Annotated in this window: 15 protein-coding genes; 11 read left to right on the forward strand and 4 right to left on the reverse strand. The window is 59.1% G+C overall.

Annotated elements, in window-relative coordinates:
- Positions 1-68: 68 nt before the first annotated feature.
- The 8 genes from ED661_RS13715 to ED661_RS13750 all read left to right on the forward strand — a co-directional run bounded on the left by ED661_RS13715 (position 69) and on the right by ED661_RS13750 (position 9,520).
- A complete protein-coding gene (locus ED661_RS13715; RefSeq protein WP_122074663.1) occupies positions 69-1,058 on the forward strand; it encodes an Hsp33 family molecular chaperone HslO in 990 nt (329 codons plus the stop codon).
- Complete coding sequence (locus tag ED661_RS13720; protein ID WP_122074480.1) at positions 1,051-1,647, forward strand: CoA pyrophosphatase; 597 nt, start codon at positions 1,051-1,053, stop codon at positions 1,645-1,647. The genes ED661_RS13715 and ED661_RS13720 overlap by 8 nt, the downstream gene beginning before the upstream one ends.
- On the forward strand, positions 1,644-2,813 hold the full coding sequence (locus tag ED661_RS13725; RefSeq protein ID WP_122074481.1) for a CCA tRNA nucleotidyltransferase: 1,170 nt from the start codon (positions 1,644-1,646) through the stop codon (positions 2,811-2,813). Before ED661_RS13720 ends, ED661_RS13725 begins: the two co-directional genes overlap by 4 nt.
- Before the next feature lie 230 nt (positions 2,814-3,043).
- Entirely contained in the window at positions 3,044-4,882 is a 1,839-nt protein-coding gene (locus ED661_RS13730; RefSeq protein WP_122074482.1) for an ABC transporter ATP-binding protein, read from the forward strand.
- A complete protein-coding gene (locus tag ED661_RS13735) occupies positions 4,879-6,726 on the forward strand; it encodes an ABC transporter ATP-binding protein (RefSeq protein ID WP_122074483.1) in 1,848 nt (615 codons plus the stop codon). The genes ED661_RS13730 and ED661_RS13735 overlap by 4 nt, the downstream gene beginning before the upstream one ends.
- Positions 6,727-6,826: 100 nt before the next feature.
- Entirely contained in the window at positions 6,827-8,074 is a 1,248-nt protein-coding gene (locus ED661_RS13740; protein ID WP_122074664.1) for a class I SAM-dependent RNA methyltransferase, read from the forward strand.
- Positions 8,075-8,119: 45 nt separating this feature from the next.
- Positions 8,120-8,929, forward strand: a complete 810-nt coding sequence (locus tag ED661_RS13745; RefSeq protein WP_122074484.1) for an ion transporter — start codon at positions 8,120-8,122, stop codon at positions 8,927-8,929.
- A 66-nt stretch (positions 8,930-8,995) separates the two neighbouring features.
- Complete coding sequence (locus ED661_RS13750; RefSeq protein WP_122074485.1) at positions 8,996-9,520, forward strand: murein L,D-transpeptidase family protein; 525 nt, start codon at positions 8,996-8,998, stop codon at positions 9,518-9,520.
- Between the two features lie 85 nt (positions 9,521-9,605).
- Here the strand turns inward: ED661_RS13750 and ED661_RS13755 are convergent, their stop codons facing one another.
- Entirely contained in the window at positions 9,606-10,097 is a 492-nt protein-coding gene (locus ED661_RS13755) for a CAP domain-containing protein (protein WP_122074486.1), read from the reverse strand.
- A 168-nt stretch (positions 10,098-10,265) separates the two neighbouring features.
- On the opposite strand from ED661_RS13755, the gene ED661_RS13760 reads away from it, so the two are divergent.
- Positions 10,266-10,886, forward strand: coding sequence for a L,D-transpeptidase (locus tag ED661_RS13760; protein WP_122074487.1), 621 nt, complete (start codon positions 10,266-10,268; stop codon positions 10,884-10,886).
- Positions 10,887-11,023: 137 nt separating this feature from the next.
- Complete coding sequence (locus ED661_RS13765) at positions 11,024-11,206, forward strand: hypothetical protein (RefSeq protein WP_009810308.1); 183 nt, start codon at positions 11,024-11,026, stop codon at positions 11,204-11,206.
- A gap of 87 nt (positions 11,207-11,293) precedes the next feature.
- On the opposite strand, the gene ED661_RS13770 is transcribed toward ED661_RS13765, so the two are convergent.
- From ED661_RS13770 to ED661_RS13780, 3 genes are all read right to left on the reverse strand, one after another.
- A complete protein-coding gene (locus tag ED661_RS13770) occupies positions 11,294-14,302 on the reverse strand; it encodes an aminotransferase class III-fold pyridoxal phosphate-dependent enzyme (protein ID WP_122074488.1) in 3,009 nt (1,002 codons plus the stop codon).
- Positions 14,303-14,373: 71 nt separating this feature from the next.
- Positions 14,374-15,435 (reverse strand): ferrochelatase, encoded by a 1,062-nt coding sequence (gene hemH, locus ED661_RS13775; RefSeq protein ID WP_122074489.1) that lies wholly within the window; start codon positions 15,433-15,435, stop codon positions 14,374-14,376.
- A 155-nt stretch (positions 15,436-15,590) separates the two neighbouring features.
- Positions 15,591-16,421: an SAM-dependent methyltransferase gene (locus tag ED661_RS13780; RefSeq protein WP_122074490.1), complete on the reverse strand. Its 831-nt coding sequence runs from the start codon at positions 16,419-16,421 to the stop codon at positions 15,591-15,593.
- A 13-nt stretch (positions 16,422-16,434) separates the two neighbouring features.
- Between ED661_RS13780 and ED661_RS13785 the strand changes: the two genes are divergently transcribed.
- Positions 16,435-17,163 (forward strand): ComF family protein, encoded by a 729-nt coding sequence (locus ED661_RS13785; protein ID WP_122074491.1) that lies wholly within the window; start codon positions 16,435-16,437, stop codon positions 17,161-17,163.
- Positions 17,164-17,176 lie beyond the last annotated feature (13 nt).

Consider the following 17,176-nt stretch of genomic DNA (forward strand, 5'->3'; position numbering starts at 1 on the left):
AACCCTATATAGGCTCGATATGCCAATCACCGGCGCCTAAGGAAACCCCCATGACCGTTGGATCAAAAATGACTCTTGGATCAAAAATCGCATGGGACGATACCGTCCTGCCTTTTCAGCTTGATGCTTCCGATATGCGGGGCCGTGTGGTGCGGCTTGATTCTGCACTTGATGGCATCTTGAAGCAGCACAACTATCCGCCGCAGGTTGAAGCCCTGGTGGCAGAGATGGCGCTGCTGACCGCGATGATCGGGCAGACCATCAAGCTGCGTTGGAAATTGTCGCTGCAGGTTCAGTCCAAAGGTCCGGTGCGGATGATTGCCACCGATTACTATGCCCCCGAGAGCGAGGGCGAACCGGCCCGCATTCGCGCCTATGCCAGCTATGATGCTGATCGGCTGACCGATGCCGCCCCCTTTGATCAGGTGGGTGAGGGGTATTTTGCCGTGATGATCAATCAGGGTGAAGACACCACCCCTTATCAGGGCATCGCTGCGCTGGATGGCGAATCGCTTGCCGCCTGTGCCGGGGCCTATTTTGCCCAATCCGAGCAGCTGCCAACGACTTTTACCCTGACCTATGGAAAATCTTCCAGTCCCGGGGTTGCAGAACATTGGCGCGCCGGTGGTGTGATGATGCAGCATATGCCCAAGGCCTCGCCCTTTGTGGCCTCAGACGCTGAGGGCACAGGTGAGAGCCTGAAGCCAGAGGATCTGGTCGAAGGTGAAGCGGAAGAAAACTGGAATCGCGTCAACACCCTGCTGAGCACTGTTGAGGAGCTGGAACTGATCGGCCCCTCTGTGACCCCAACCGAGTTGTTGCTGCGTTTGTTCCATGAGGAAGAGCCACGGGTCTATGATGCGCAGGCAGTTCATTTTGGCTGCACCTGCTCTGAGGAACGCGTGCGCCAAAGCCTGTCGATCTATTCGGCCAAGGACATCGCCACCATGACCACAGATGAGGGGCGTGTGACGGCGGATTGCCAGTTCTGCAGCGCCCATTACGATCTGGACCCCAAGACGGTTGGCTTTGAAGCGGAAACTGCTGCGGGTGACTGATCTGCGGCAGAACCTGAAAGCCGCGTTGGCGGATCAAGGGGGGGGATCATCTGATTTTGATCTCAACCCCGATCTCGCCGTGCCCGGCGGGCGCACACTGCGCCCTGCCGGTGTTTTGGTGGCGATCTCACTGGTAGAGGATGCGCCTCGGGTCATTCTCACCAAGCGCTCTTCGGCCCTGAAACATCACCCGGGGCAGATCGCCTTTCCCGGCGGCAAGGTGGATGCAGGTGATGCGGATGTCACCGCTGCAGCCCTGCGGGAGGCCTGGGAAGAGATTGGCCTGCCAAGGGAGTTGCCAGAGATCATTGGCCATTTGCCCTGCCATGAGACCGTGACCAGCTTTCAGGTTACCCCTGTGGTGGCGCTGCTGCACGAGCCCTTTGAGATCCGCCCCGAGGCGGGGGAAGTGGCTGAGGTCTTTTCGGTGCCACTGGCGCATCTGTTGGACAGCAAAAACTACATTATCGAATCCCGCAGCTGGCGTGGCACCCGGCGGCATTACTACACGGTGCCCTTTGGTCCCTATTACATCTGGGGCGCAACGGCGCGGATGCTGCGCAATCTGGCCGGGGCAATGCAGCGATGAATCTCGCGGGGGAAGCCTGGTTGCGTGACCCCGCCACGCAGAGCGTCTGCGCCGCGCTGACGGCCCAGGGAGCGCAGGCTTTCTTTGTGGGGGGATGCGTGCGCAATGCACTGATCGGGGTGCCGGTCTCAGACATTGATATTGCCAGCGACGCCACCCCACAGCAGGTGCTGGCCCTGGCCAAATCCGCCGGGATCAAGGCGATTCCAACCGGAATCGAGCATGGCACGGTAACGCTGGTGAAAAACCAGATCCCGCATGAGGTGACCACCTTTCGCAAGGATGTCGCCACCGATGGCCGCCGCGCCGTGGTTGCCTTTTCCAAAGAGATTGCCGAGGACGCGGCACGGCGCGATTTCACCATGAACGCGATCTATGCCCGTCCCGATGGCACGATTGTGGATCCCTTAGGCGGGCTGACCGACCTGACAGCGCGCCGGGTTCGCTTTATTGGCACCGCAGAAAACCGCATTCGCGAAGACTATCTGCGGACGCTGCGCTATTTCCGGTTCCACGCCTGGTATGGCAACACCGAGGCGGGCTTTGATCCCGAGGCCCTTGCGGCAATCGCAGAGAACCTGGAGGGGCTGTCGCAGCTGTCACTGGAGAGGATCACTGGCGAGGTTCTGAAACTGCTGGGCGCTCCTGATCCGGCCCCTGCGATTGCGGTGATGCGGCAGATTGGTGTTTTGGGGCAGATCCTGCCGGGCACCGATGACCGTGCACTGGCCCCTTTGATCCACCTTCAGGGGCAGTATCAAGGCCGCGACATCAGCCTTGATCCGATCTGTCGGCTGGCAGCGCTGGGCGGTGCAGAGCTGCAGCAGCATTTGCGGCTGAGTAAGGCCGCATTGCGTCTTTTGGTGCAATTGCGAGAGGCTTCCACTGGTACGGTTGCCGCCGCTGAACTGAGCTATCGGTTGGGGCGTGGCATCGCACTGCAAGCCACCGTGCTGCGTGCTGCCCGGCTGGAACAGCCCGTTTCACCCGATTTAGGCTCTGATCTGGCGCGCGGAGCCGAGGCCGTTTACCCCCTTAAGGCCGCTGATCTGATGCCCGATCTTTCGGGCGCCGCCCTGGGGGCCGCCCTGAAACAGCTCGAAAGCGCCTGGATCGCATCGGGCTTTACGCTCAGCAAGGCTGAGCTGCTGCAACAGTTGAAATAGCGCCACATCCGCGGCGCAGTGCTGTGCTGTTTTTCAAAACCGGGGTGACAGGCCGCAAAATCTGTGGCTAATTCGGGCTTAGCCAAAACAATCATGCCGGGAGGACTGCGAATGTATTACGGGATCTGGTTTAGCTAAGGCCGTACCGCCCGTTTTGATGGGGGCACGGTTTCGCCCCTTGCATACATTTCTGCATTCCTTATTTGCTCAAGTGACTGGAGCACCCTGACATGTTTCGCTTTTTTGAAAACCTCATTGACCCCTATTGCGACTACCCCGAAACGGATCAGCCGCCAACGCGGCTTTGGCCCTTTCTAAAGGAGTATTCGCAGCCGTTTAAGGCGGTCTTTGTCCTCACTGCCTGTATGTCTGTCATCGTGGCAGCGATCGAAATCGGCCTGATCTACTACATGGGGCGGGTGGTTGACCTGCTGTCGAACCCGCCGGAGCAGGTTTGGCAGAGCTATGGCACGGAGCTGATCCTGGTGGCGCTGTTCATCCTGCTGCTGCGGCCCTTGCTGCAATTGGCGGATGTGCTGCTGCTCAACAATACCATTCTGCCGAACTTTGGTACTTTGATCCGCTGGCGGGCCCATAAACATGTGCTGCGCCAGTCGGTCTCTTGGTTCGAGAATGACTTTGCCGGCCGGATTGCCAACCGGATCATGCAGACACCGCCAGCGGCGGGTGAAGTGGTGTTTCAGGTCTTTGATGCCATCACATTTTCACTGGCCTATCTGGTGGGTGCGGCCATTATGCTGACGGTTGCGGACCCGCGATTGATGCTACCCCTGCTGATCTGGTTTGCGCTTTATGCCCTGCTGGTGCGCTGGACAATCCAGCGGGTGGGGCCGGCCAGTCAGGCCGCATCAGACGCGCGATCAACCGTGACGGGCCGGGTGGTGGACAGCTATTCCAACATCCATTCGGTCAAGATGTTTGCCCATGATGACCGCGAGCTCAACTATGCCAAAGAGGCGATTGAGAAGACGCGGGAGACCTTTCAGAAAGAAATGCGCATCTTTACCGTGATGGATGCGGTACTGGTTTCACTGAACGGGTTGCTGATTGTTGGCGTGGTTGGCTGGGCGCTGCATCTGTGGATGATCGGCTCTGCCTCGGCCGGGGTTGTGGCGGCGGCAACGGCGCTGACTCTGCGGCTCAACGCCATGACCGGCTGGATCATGTGGGCGCTGACCTCGTTCTTCCGCCAGCTTGGTGTGGTGGCCGAGGGGATGGATACCATCGCCCAGCCCGTTGATCTGGTGGATGTTGAACAGGCACAACCGTTGCAGCTGACCAAGGGCGAAGTTGTGCTGAGTGATCTGTCACATCACTATGGCCGCGCAGCCGGAGGCCTGGACCGCCTAAACATCACAATTAGACCGGGGGAAAAGATCGGTCTGGTGGGGCGATCGGGTGCGGGCAAGTCAACCTTGGTCAAGCTGCTGTTGCGATTTTATGATCCGGATGCGGGGCAAATTCTGGTGGATGGTCAGAATATTGCTGCCGTCACCCAGGACAGTCTGCGCAGCAAGATCGGCATGGTGCAGCAGGATAGTGCACTGTTGCATCGCTCGGTGCGGGACAACCTGCTCTATGGTCGCCCCGATGCCAGTGAAGAGCAGATTCTGGCCGCTGCGAAACAGGCGCAGGCGCATGAGTTCATTCTGGATCTTGAGGACCCCCAGGGGCGGCGTGGCTATGACGCCCATGTGGGTGAGCGCGGCGTGAAACTCTCGGGGGGGCAGCGGCAGCGCATCACCCTGGCGCGGGTGATCCTGAAGGATGCCCCGATCCTGTTGCTGGATGAGGCCACGTCGGCGCTGGATTCCGAAGTGGAGGCCGCCATTCAGGAGACCCTCTATGGCATGATGGAGGGCAAGACGGTGATCGCCATTGCACATCGCCTGTCCACCATCGCACGGATGGACCGCATTCTGGTACTGGATCAAGGCCAGATCGCAGAGCAGGGTAGCCATGAGGAGCTGTTGCAGGCTCAAGGGCTTTATGCCCAGTTCTGGGCGCGCCAGTCCGGTGGTTTCTTGAATATCGAGGCAGCAGAATGAACTTAGGCAATCTGATCGACGCGTTTCAGCCCGCCAAGGGCCCGCCGCCGCAGAATCTGGGCGGATTCTTGCGCTGGGTTCTGGCCGGAGCCTGGCCGATGCTTTTCCTGGCAGCGGCAATTTCGGGGTTTGCTGGCGCAATGGAGGCGGGGACTGCCTATTTTCTGGGGCTGGTGATTGATACGGCGCTCTCCAGCGGGCCCGAGGCCTTTTTCACCATGGGCAATCTTTTGGTGATCCTCGGCGCGCTGGGCTTTTTCATGCTGGTGCGTCCGGTGCTCTTTGGTCTGTCGGCAGCCTCCAACGCGATTGTGGTACAGCCCAATGTGAACCCATTGGTGCTGTCGCGGCTCAATCGCTGGACTCTGGGCCAATCGGTTCGGTTTTTTGACGATGACTTTGCGGGGCGCATCGCACAGAAACAGATGCAGACAGCCTCGGCGGTGACCTCGGTTGCGACCGAGATGATCAATGTGGTGGCCTTTGCTCTGGCCTCCTTGCTGGGCTCAGTGGCGCTGCTGGGCGCAATTGATTATCGCATAACCCTGTTGTTTCTGCTCTGGCTGGTCGGTTATTTTGCCCTGATCCGCTACTTCCTGCCACGGGTGCGTCAGCGGTCGGGCAAGCGGGCCGGGGCGCGGGCGATGGTCTCGGGGCAGGTGGTGGACAGCATTACCAATATCAAGACCGTTAAACTGTTCGCCCATGCCTCACATGAGGAACGCAGCGCCCAGGATGCCATGGCGAAATTCCGCGACACCGCGCTGGAGTTTGGCTATCTCGCTGCCAGTTTCCGATTTTGCCTGATGACATTGGCGGGGCTGTTGCCGGTCCTGCTGATTGGCGCGACCCTGCTGTTGTGGCGCAGTGGCATGGCAACGGAGGGCGATATCGTCGCGGCTGGTGCGGTGTCCATCCGGATTGCCCAGATGACGGGCTGGGTCAGTTTCACCCTGATGGCGATCTACTCTAACGTTGGCGAGATTGAGAACGGTATGAAGACCCTGACCCGCCCGGATAGGGTCGAAGACCAGCAAGAAGCAGAGTCTTTGCAGGTCACAGATGGGGCGATCACATTCGACTCTGTCGGCTTTGCTTATGGGCGCAATGTGGGCGGCATTCGCGATGTCTCTTTGACCATCAACCCCGGCGAAAAACTTGGCATCGTTGGTGCTTCGGGGGCGGGGAAATCAACCCTCGTTTCGCTGCTGTTGCGGCTCTATGACGGGGAAGATGGCAGGATCCTGATCGACGGGCAGGACATCGCCGGGGTGACGCAGGATTCTTTGCGCGGTCAGATCGGCATGGTCACCCAGGAAACCGCCATGTTTAATCGCTCGGCGCGTGACAACATCCTTTATGGGCGTCCCGATGCCAGCGAAGAAGAGCTGGTGGCGGCGGCCAAACAGGCTGAGGCGCATGAGTTCATTCTTGACCTCGAAGACGGGCAGAGGCGGCAGGGCTATGACGCCTTCCTAGGGGAGCGCGGTGTGAAACTGTCGGGCGGTCAGCGGCAGCGGATTGCCCTGGCACGGGCAATTCTAAAAGACGCACCCATCCTGATCATGGACGAGGCGACCTCGGCGCTTGATTCCGAAGTGGAGGCCCTGATCCAGACGGCGCTGGAACGGGTGATGCAGGGCAAGACGGTGCTGGCGATTGCCCACCGGTTGTCTACCCTCAGTGAAATGGACCGGATCATCGTGATGGAGCAGGGGCAGATTGCCGAAGTCGGCAGCCATGCAGAACTGTTGGCCTCGGGCGGGCTCTATGCCCAGTTCTGGGCGCGTCAGTCCGGCGGGTTCATCTGCACCGACGCGGAAGACACTGCCGCGGCGGAGTGAATTTGCCAAAAGCACCACCAACAGCACCAAAACCCCGGCTTTCTCTGTGAATGTGGGTTTTTGCCTTTTTTCATGGGGCCACAGTCGCTATCTAGCCCGAATGACAGATGTAGCCAGAACCACAGCAACCATCCTTCGATTGGGCCATCAAGGTGACGGAGTCGCCCATGGCCCGCTTTATGCCCCCCGTTGCCTGCCGGATGAGCAGGTCAGCGGCGTGCAAGAGGGCACGCAATTGACGGATATCCGTATCGAGACCCCGTCAGAGCACCGCATTGCGGCGCCGTGCCGCCACTACAAATCTTGCGGTGGTTGCCAGTTGCAGCATGCCAGCGATGATTTTGTCGCCAGCTGGAAGCTGGGGATCGTGGAAAAGGCGCTGCAGGCGCAGGGGCTGGAGACCAGGTTTCGCCCCATTCATACCTCACCTGCACAGTCGCGCCGCCGCGCGACCCTGGCGGTGCGGCGCACCAAAAAGGGAGCCATGGCCGGGTTTCATGGTCGCGCCTCGGGGGTGATTACGCCGATCCCGGATTGCCAGTTGCTGGACCCGGATCTGATTGTCGCCATTCCCCTGGCCGAGGCCCTGGCGATGGCAGGGGCCAGCCGCAAGACGCCGCTGTCGGTGACGCTGACCACCTCTGAAACCGGGCTGGATGTATTGGTGCGCGACGGAAAACCCCTGGATAGCGCGTTGCGTAGTGCCCTGGCGGAACTGGCGGGGCAGCACGGTGTTGCCCGCCTGACCTGGGAGGATGAGCAGGTAGCGATGGAGCAGCCGCCCTTGCAGGCCTTTGGAGCCGCGCGGGTCTGTACCCCGGCGGGCTCGTTCCTGCAGGCCACCCGCGATGGCGAAGCGGCGCTGCTCGCTGGGGTTCTGGAGATCACCAAGGGCGCCAAGCGGATCGTTGATTTCTTTGCCGGCTGCGGCACCTTTTCACTACCACTCGCCGCCAATGCTGAGGTTCTGGCGCTGGAAAGCGAGCCCGCGATGATCGAGGCGCTGGAAAATGGCTGGCGTCAGGCCCGGGGGCTGAAGAAGATCACAGCTGAGGTGCGGGATCTGTTCCGCAACCCGCTGTTGCCGGAAGATCTGAAACCCTTTGGCGCCTTTTATGAGGCGGCAGTGATTGATCCGCCGCGCGCCGGGGCCGAGACCCAGGTGGCCCAGCTGGCGGAGACCCGGATGCCGGTGATCGCCTATGTCTCCTGCAATCCTGTGACCTTTGCCCGCGATGCAAAGACCCTGGTGTCGGCAGGCTATCGCCTCAACTGGGTGCAGGTTGTTGACCAGTTCCGATGGTCTGCCCATACCGAAGTGGTAGCCAGTTTTACACTGGATGACTGATCCAACCCCCAATGCGACTGCAAAGCCTAACGGAGCCTGACGACAGTGATTGATCGCCTGAACGGACTTTTGGAAGACACCCGGTTTACCCGCTTCATCATGGTGGTGATCATGATCAATGCGGTGACTCTGGGGCTTGAAACCTCTGACATGGCAATGGCGCGGGCTGGCGGGCTGATCCATCTGATCGACAAGATCTGCCTTGGCGTCTTTATTGTCGAAATCGCGCTCAAACTTATCGTGCGGCGGTTCAAATTCTTCCTCAGTGGCTGGAGCCTGTTTGATTTTGTGATCGTTGGCGTTGCTCTGGTGCCAGGCGCGCAGGGGTTCTCTGTGCTCCGGGCGTTGCGCATTCTGCGGGTGCTGCGGGTGATTTCCGTCGCCCCCAGCCTACGTCGGGTGGTCGAGGGTTTTGTTACCGCGCTGCCGGGCATGGGCTCGGTGTTTTTGCTGATGGCGATCATCTTCTATATCGGCTCAGTGATGGCCACCAAACTCTTTGGTGACAGCTTTCCACAGTGGTTTGGCACCCTGGGGCAATCAGGCTATTCGCTGTTCCAGATCATGACATTGGAAAGCTGGTCGATGGGGATCGTGCGGCCGGTGATGGAGGTTTATCCTCACGCCTGGGCCTTCTTTGTGCCCTTTATCATGGTGACGACATTTGCCGTGGTGAACCTGCTGGTGGGTCTGATCGTGAATTCGATGCAGGACGCCCATTCCGCCGAAGAAGGCGAGCGCACCGATGCCTACCGTGATGAGGTGCTGGAACGTTTGAAGGCGATTGAGGCGCAGCTGCATGTGGCCAAGGCCGCTAAGGGCTCCGCTGTTGAGGCGTCAAACAGCAAGTTGTGATTTTGAAATTTTGCCGATTCGGGGTATGGCGCTAAAAAAGGCGAGCAGGCCAAACAGGAAAAAGACATGGATAGACGCGTATTTGGATTAACGGCAGTTGCCAGCCTGGCTGTGGCAGGCTGTGGCAGAGGCCCGCAAGTGAGCCGGTTCAAAACCTATGACGGGCCAGAGGTGACCAGCGTTGTGGTCAACAAGGGGGCGCGCAAGGTTTACCTGTTGAACGATGAGGATATCCTGCGCGAATATAAAATGGACCTCGGCTTTGCGCCGCTTGGCCACAAACGTATTGAAGGCGATGGTAAGACCCCGGAGGGGCTGTATCGCATCAACCGCCGTAATCCCAACAGCGCCTTTCATCTGTCGCTTGGCATCTCTTACCCGAACGCCGAGGACCGTGCCCATGCCAGTGCCTTGGGGAAACGCCCCGGGGGTGAGATTTTCATTCACGGTGAGCCGAACAATGAAAAAGACCGCAAACGCGCCGCGCGGGTGTCGGACTGGACCGCAGGCTGTATCGCTGTAAGCAACGAAGAGATCGAGGAAATCTACGCCATGGTGCGTGATGGCACGCCGATCGCACTGCGGGCGTAGCACCTCGCGGCGCTGAAATCTGTTTCCGCCATGAAAGAAGGGGCCCTGCGGCCCCTTTTTGCTGTGTTGAGTTTTTGCTGCTGGCTTAGTTCGCCATCACCAGTGTCCACCAGATTTTGCCATTGGGCTCCTGGAACCAGGAGAAGCCCATATTGGTGGCCTTTGGATCCAGAATCACTGCGCGGGTGCTGGCCTCTTCCATCCAGGCGGTAAGCGTTTGCAGCTCATTCTCGTAGGTTTCAGAGATATTCTCGCCCTGAACAGATCCGACATATCCGGTGCGTGCAACCCGGTCCAAGGGGGAGGATCCATCGGAGCCAAAGTGCCAGGGCCGGTTCTGTACCGACATGTCACGGGAATGGGTGGCGGCGGCCGCATTTAGCTGGGCGTTCAGTTGAACCTGCGGTGCGGTTGAGGCCTGACGCAGCGCGTTGACAGAATCCAGCATCCGCAGCTGCACCTTGTCGGCATTTCGGATGCGATAGGCGGAACCGCCGCTTCCGTTCTCGGTTGTTGGCGTGCAGGCCGCGGCCAAAGCCAGAGTGGCGGCCATCAGGATCAGAAATACACGCTTCATCTTTTGTCTCGCTCTATCGTTCGTCCAAGCACTTAGCCTATCCTGTGGCAGCTGCGCAAACAGGCCCGGGGAAATCCGCACAGAAAACTCATGGTTTGATTTGCGACTGCGGCTTTCCGGTCATACTATGGCGACCAACCCTGATGAAAACGCGCAGGATATTTTCAGATGACACGATCTCTTTTCAACGGTGGTTCCCGCCGACAGTTTTTGGCCGGTTCAGCGGCCCTGATAGCCTCACCTGCTTTGTCGCAAGTGCTTGAAGAACCACAAGAAGAACAGGCTTTTGATCCGCTACGCCCGCCCCCCGAGCCAGAGCCGCCAGTAAAGCGGAATATCTCTGCTTTCCGGTCAAAACGCTGGCAACCGTATTTCGATCATCTGCGCAAAGGGGCGATTCTTGTCGATATCGACAGCCGCGCTTTGCACTATTGGTCTGAAGATGGGAATAACTACAGACTTTTCCCCTCATCTGTTCCGTTGTCGAATGACCTGACACGCAGGGGGCGTACATCAATTACCCGCAAAGTGGATGGTCCCGGCTGGGCGCCAACGCCGAACATGCGCAAGCGCAATCCGGAATGGCCGGCCTATATCCCACCCGGTCCAGATAACCCATTGGGAACACATGCTTTATACCTGGGGTGGAAGTACTATCGGATCCACGGAACCCATGATACACGCAAGATTGGCCGCAAGTCTTCCAATGGCTGTATCGGGCTCTACAACGAGCATATTGCGGAACTGTTTGAGGTGGCAAAGGTTGGAACGCAAGTGTTGCTAATTTGACGACATACTGCGTTTCGAGGGTTGGAAAATACCAACAAGCAATTGCAATTCCGAGGCTTTACTGGTTAGAAAAAATCACGAGGTAAGTCTTGGGTGCGTAGGCCATTTTTGGGTCTGCGCTAATTCTGGAGGTTAACATGAACAAACTTGTACTCGCAGCCGCTCTGACCGCCGCTGCATCCACCGCTTCTGCTGGCAACCTGGCTGAGCCAATCGTTGAGCCCGTAGTAATCGAAGAAGCTGCAACCAGCTCTTCCAGCGGCATCCTGCTGCCACTGCTGCTGCTCGTCCTGGTTGGCGCGGCTGTTGCAAGCAGCTAATTGCTGTGCGTAAGAATTTAAAAAGGCGGTGATTTTTCACCGCCTTTTTTATTGCCTGCCCGTTGCCCCCAGGGGGCTGTCGGCTGCCTAGGGCAGCACGACTTCGGATAAAACGCTGTCCAGTGATACAAGGATCATCTCGACCCCTTCGGCATCAATTGTCAGGGGTGGTCGGATTTTCAGGATATTATCCTTGGGGCCTTCGCTGCCGATCAGAATACGGTGATCGCGCATACGGTTTTTCACATAGGAACAGATCTGCGTCGCCTCTGAGCCATCCGCAGTGATCAGCTCCAAGCCCAAAAACAGCCCCATACCACGAATATCGCCAACACAGGCGTGTTTGGTCTCTAGCGCTTTCAACCCAGCAATCAGATCTGCGCCCATCGATCGGGCATTTTCCTGCAAGCCCTCGTCGTCAACGATATCCAGCACCTCTTTGCCCATCCGGCACGACAGGGTGGAGCCGCCAAAGGTGGAGAAGAACTCGATGCCGTTGTTGAAGCTCTCGGCAATTTCCCTAGTGGTGACCAGCACGCCCAGGGGATGACCATTGCCGATGGGTTTGCCCATGACCACGATGTCAGGGCTGGCGCCCTGGTGTTCAAAACCAAAGTAATAGTCCCCCAGACGTCCCAGACCGGTCTGCACCTCATCGGCAATACAGATACCCCCAGCGGCACGGATCTTCTCGTAGACAGCAGGCAGATAACCCTTGGGCGGGATGATTTGCCCCCCAACCGACGGGAAAGTTTCAGCGATGAAGCCCGCAATGCCCTGACCGCGCTCTTGCAGGGCTTTGATGGCGGGGTCGACCAGATCGGCAAATTTCTGCGCCCGGTCCGGGTCATCGAGTTTGAAACTGCCGCGATAGTCATCTGCCACTTCAACCAGCTCAACCCAATCAGCCTTGCCCACGCCGCCGGGCTTGTTGAACTTATAGGCCGAGACATCAATCGCCCCGGTGGTATTGCCGTGGTAGCCGTGATCCGGCGTCACCATGCCTTTGGCACCAGTATGGGCGCGGGCCAGTCGCAGGGCCAGCTCATTGGCTTCGGTGCCCGAATTCACAAAGAAGCAGACCTGCAGATGATCGGGCATCTTTGACAGGATCTTATCGGCAAAGGCAGTCTGGGCGGGGTGCAGATAGCGGGTGTTGGAGTTCATCCGCTTGAGCTGATCCGCCGCCACCGCCTGAATACGCGGATGGGCGTGGCCGACATGAGGTACATTGTTATAGGCGTCCAGATAGGGGCGGCCCCATTCATCAAACAGATGATGTTTCCAGCCCCGCACCAGCATCACCGGATCAGAATAGGTGAGGCTGAGGTTGCCGCCAAAATGATCCTGACGTCCCTGACGGATCTCGTCTTTGTTGGTGGGGGTATAGTGGCATTTGTCATCCGGCAGGTTCAACAAGGCTGCCGGATTGGGACAGATGGCGCGCCACATGTACATCTCGTCCGGATCGCCAACGCCGGGCCAGTCGGCCTCGATGCCCTCGGTGGTCAGCGCCAGTTGAAAATGCACATGCGGGGCCCAGCCACCATTCATGCTGTGATCCCCCAGACGGCAGAACTCTGCGCCTTTTGCAATCTTGTCACCGGGGCTCAGGCGGTCGCAGCACTCGGGGTCAAGGTGGCCATAAAGCGTGTAGAACGGATCACCCGCCGGGGTTTCATGGCGCAGGATAATCACCCCGCCATAATCAAGGTGCCCGGTGCGGTTCTCGACCACAAAGACTTCGCCATCCAGCGGCGCGAACATCGGGGTGAAATCTGGGGCAAAGGCATCCACCGCCAGATGCACGGTGCGGCGATTGCTGGCCTTATAAGGGCCCTTGCGGAAGGCGGGTTCGGCATAGATTAGCCGGGGTTCGTGATAGTAGCCGAGCCAGATCTTGCCGTCCTTTTCGAATTCTTCGCCAACGCGGGCGGCCTCTTCCAGCGGCATGTGGAACGGATTCTGTGGCCAGGTGGAGTTTTCCACCGAAAGCGAGCCCATTGGGGCCTCTGACAGATCCTCGCCCATCAAGGGTGCAAAATTACCGCGCTCGGCTTCCAGCCAGGTCATTACCCGGTCAGCCCCTTCCACCACTGGCAGGTCACAGGCAGCCCGCAGCCGCGCCGCGAGCAATCCGGGATGCAGATCGTGGGTTTCAAGAAAGCGCCAGGCAGGGGCCTGTGAAATGGTCACATAGGGGTCATCGGGATTTTCAACGGCCATCAGGGTGGAGTTGACCACGCTGACCGCCAGCCGGGCGCGCAGCAGCGGGTAGACCAGATCCATCTCCTGTGGGGTCAGCGGATAGGCGCTGTGGTAGCCCGCCACCAGTGCCGCCAGCGCGCCTTCGGGGTCGGCATGGTCCAGCACGATATAGGCGGCGGCAATGGCCAGGTCACAGATGCGCGGAGCTGCACACATATCGCCCAGATCAATCAGCCCCGAGACACGACGCGGCTGGGTCAGCTCGCCTGTGACCATGATGTTGTAGTCATTGGCATCATTGTGAATTGCCTGCTTGGGTAATCCGGCCAGAACAGGCTCTAACTTGGTAAATACAGTGTTGATCTCACGGATCAGACTCTGTCTTTTGGGGTCGGTGATAGAGTCGATTTCAGCGCCTATCCATCCGGCGCGCATCAGGTCCCATTTGAAGTCGCGCTCCAACCCTGGGTGTTGAAAATCCGCCAGAGCCTTGCCCGCGCCACCCAGAACCGCGCCGACCTCATGGATCAGTGCCAGACTCTTGGGGCTCACCTTGGCATAGCATTGCCCCGGCAGGCATTCGAGAATCCAGCACAGGCGGTTGGCGCCATTCTCGTCCCTAAGGGAGAGCATGGCTGCGCCGCTGGAGCTAGGGATCACCCGCGGGCAGGGCAGGTCTGGGGTGTTGGAGGCTATATGCTGAAAGGCCTGTACCTGCATCTCAACCAGCCAAGCCTCACAATCGGGACGCATGGCCTTGAGGATGTAGCCGGTGCCATCCGGCCCTGTGGCCATGAAGTTCAGGTCATATTCGCCGTCCAGGCGGCGCAGATCTGCAGTGATGCCCCAATGGGATTTCAGGGCATCAGCCCAGTGCTGTAGGTTCATTACATGTCTCTCCCCGTCTGCCCAAAATCGGCAGTCCAATATTGGATCCTATTTGGACCGGGGAGGGGAGATTAGTCCAGCCAACCTTTGAGATTATTCTCAATCACACCGGCAAGCGCGGCGATATGGTCGTCATCATCGTTGAGGCAGGGGATATAGAGAAAATCTTCACCACCGGCCTCTTCAAAGCTTTCCTTGATCTCTTCGTTGATCTCTTCCAGCGTCTCGATGCAGTCAGCCGAGAAGGCCGGCGCCATCACGGCAATGCTTTTCTTACCCTCGCGGGCCAGGGTGGCGACGTGATCAACCGTGTAGGGTTTCAGCCATTCCTCGGGGCCAAACACCGACTGGAAGGTGGTGGTGATCTCTGTGTCCTGCCAACCCAGCCGCTCGCGCAGCAGTCGCGTGGTTTTCTGGCACTGGCAATGGTAGGGATCGCCCTGCATCAGATAGCGCTTGGGCATGCCGTGGTAGGAGACCACCAGAATATCGGGGCGTTTTGCGGCTTTGCCGTAGGCCTCTTCCACCGATCTGGCCAGAGCCTCGATATAGGCGGGTTGATCAAAATAGGGTTCAATGGTGCGCGCGGCGGGCTGCCAGGTCTCTTCCATCAGGGCGCGGAAGAACTGATCATTGGCGGTGCCCGAGGTGGCGCCGGCATATTGCGGATAAAGCGGCACAAAGAGGATCTTTTGGCAGCCGGCCTCAACCATGGCGCGGACCTTGGATTTGGTTGAAGGATTGCCGTAGCGCATACAGTAATCCACCATGACCTGATCGCCGTAGCGCTCCGCCATGACCGAGGCCATCTTGGCGGTTTGGTCCTTGGTGATGGTCATCAGCGGGCTTTCACCCTTGTCGTGATTCCAGATCGATTTATAGGCCGCGCCTGAGGAAAAAGGCCGCTTGTTCAGGATGATCAGCTGCAGCAAGGGTTGCCACTTCCAGGCAGGGTAGTCGATCACCCGTTTGTCGGACAGGAATTCACCCAGGTAGCGGCGCATCGGCCAGTAGCTATAGTCATCCGGCGTGCCGAGGTTTGCCAGCAGGATGCCGACCTTTTCGCCTTTGATCTTTGGGTGATCGGCTGGCGCGTGGGCGGGGCAGGTGGCGGAGGTGGAAGAATCCAGCATTGAAATGAGTGGTCCTGTATCTGCGGCAGAGCTTTGCGTGTCGGAAACTATGGCGAGGGTCACAATTCGCCACAAGATAGGGTGTTACGGGGCCAAAGGCCAATTGGATCATATTGGCGCAGTGATTTGTTTTTCTTATCGGTGCGCCAACGGGTCTATTTGGGCAGTTTGGTCTCTGGCACCTTCAGCGCCTCAGACAGCCGCATCTTGGCAGAGCCGGGGCGCAGTGGTTGCTGCTGGCTCTCCGAGGGCGACCAGCCGGTCAGACAGACCAGCTCAAATGTGGCGGGCAGTTTGCCGTTCTCCAGGGCAAAATGCTCGCGGTAGATGGCTTCGGTCTGGGTAAAGAGCGCGCGGGGGCTGGGGCGTTTCAGGCGCTGGGCCATGGCATTGCCTTCGCCCATGGCACGCAGCTCATGCATCAGGTGAAGGCTGTCGCGGTACTGCGCGGTCAGTGGCACCACATCCGCAACTGGCAGGGCAAAGCCGGCACGTTGCAGCAGCCCGCCCAGATCCCGGACCTCGCCCATTGGCGCGACACGCGGTGACAGCCCACCGGTGACGCGGGTCTCGGCCTCGGCCAGGGCGCTGCGCAGCTCGTGCAGGGTGCGCCCCCCAAGCGTGATCGCCAGCAGCAACCCGTCCTCGCTGAGCGCACGGCGGCATTGGATCAATTGCCCCACCGGATCATTGGCCCAGTGCAGCCCCATGGCGTGAATCACCAGATCATGCGCGCCGGGGGTGAGGTCCAGAACCTCGTCATCGGGCACAATCTGAGCTTTGGGGAAGGAATTTTGCCAAATCTTAGCAAAAGGTGAAACAATCGCCACCTTCGTAAAGGTCCTGTTAACCAATGTTAAGCGATCTTCCACCTCATCCCGTGCCAGGTCGTGAAGGAACAAGGCCTCAGTCTGGTGGCGGGTGCGATGGATCGCCAATGCTTGGCGGTCGAACAGCTCTGGCTGTGATTTGGGTGCTTGCGTCATGGGGGCTATTTAGATGTTGCGCGCGCAGTTTCAAACCGCTGTTTCGCTTGTTTATCCGCCAAAATGTCTTGGCTGTGATGAATTGGTTGAGCAGGACTTTGGCCTGCGTGGCAGTTGCTGGGGTGAGGCGCATTTTATCAGCGGCACGGTTTGCGAGGGCTGTGGCGTGCCATTGCCGGGCGATGAGGATGGTTATCGTCTGGACTGCGATGAATGTATGTCACTGGCGCGCCCCTGGAGCCAGGGTCGGGCCGCCATGCTCTATAAGGGCAAGGCGCGCAATCTGGTGATGGCCCTGAAACACGGCGATCGCACGGATCTTGCTGCGCCAGCTGCGGGCTGGATCGAACGCGCCGCCGCGCCCCTGCTGCGCGACAATCCCCTGGTCTGCCCGGTGCCATTACATTGGTCGCGTCTGTTAAAGCGCCGATATAACCAGTCGGCCCTATTGGCCGAGCACCTGTCCAGGCAGGCGCGGCTGGACTACTGGCCTGACATGTTGAAGCGGGTCAAGGTGACCCCCAGTCTGGAGGGCAAGACCCGGGCACAGCGGTTTTCTGCGCTCAGCCGGGCGATTGTGGCCCATCCCCGTCATCGCGCCTTGATGCAGGGGCGTGTGGTGCTGCTGGTCGATGACGTGATGACCTCGGGGGCAACCCTTACGGCCTGCGCCGATGCCTGCCGCGAAGCCGGGGCGGCAGATGTGCGGGTTGCGGTGCTGGCGCGGGTCACACGGGCGTGATCAGCCACTGATG

It is taken from the genome of Pseudophaeobacter sp. EL27 (assembly GCF_900313025.1).
In the GTDB taxonomy this organism is placed as follows: Bacteria; Pseudomonadota; Alphaproteobacteria; order Rhodobacterales; family Rhodobacteraceae; genus Pseudophaeobacter.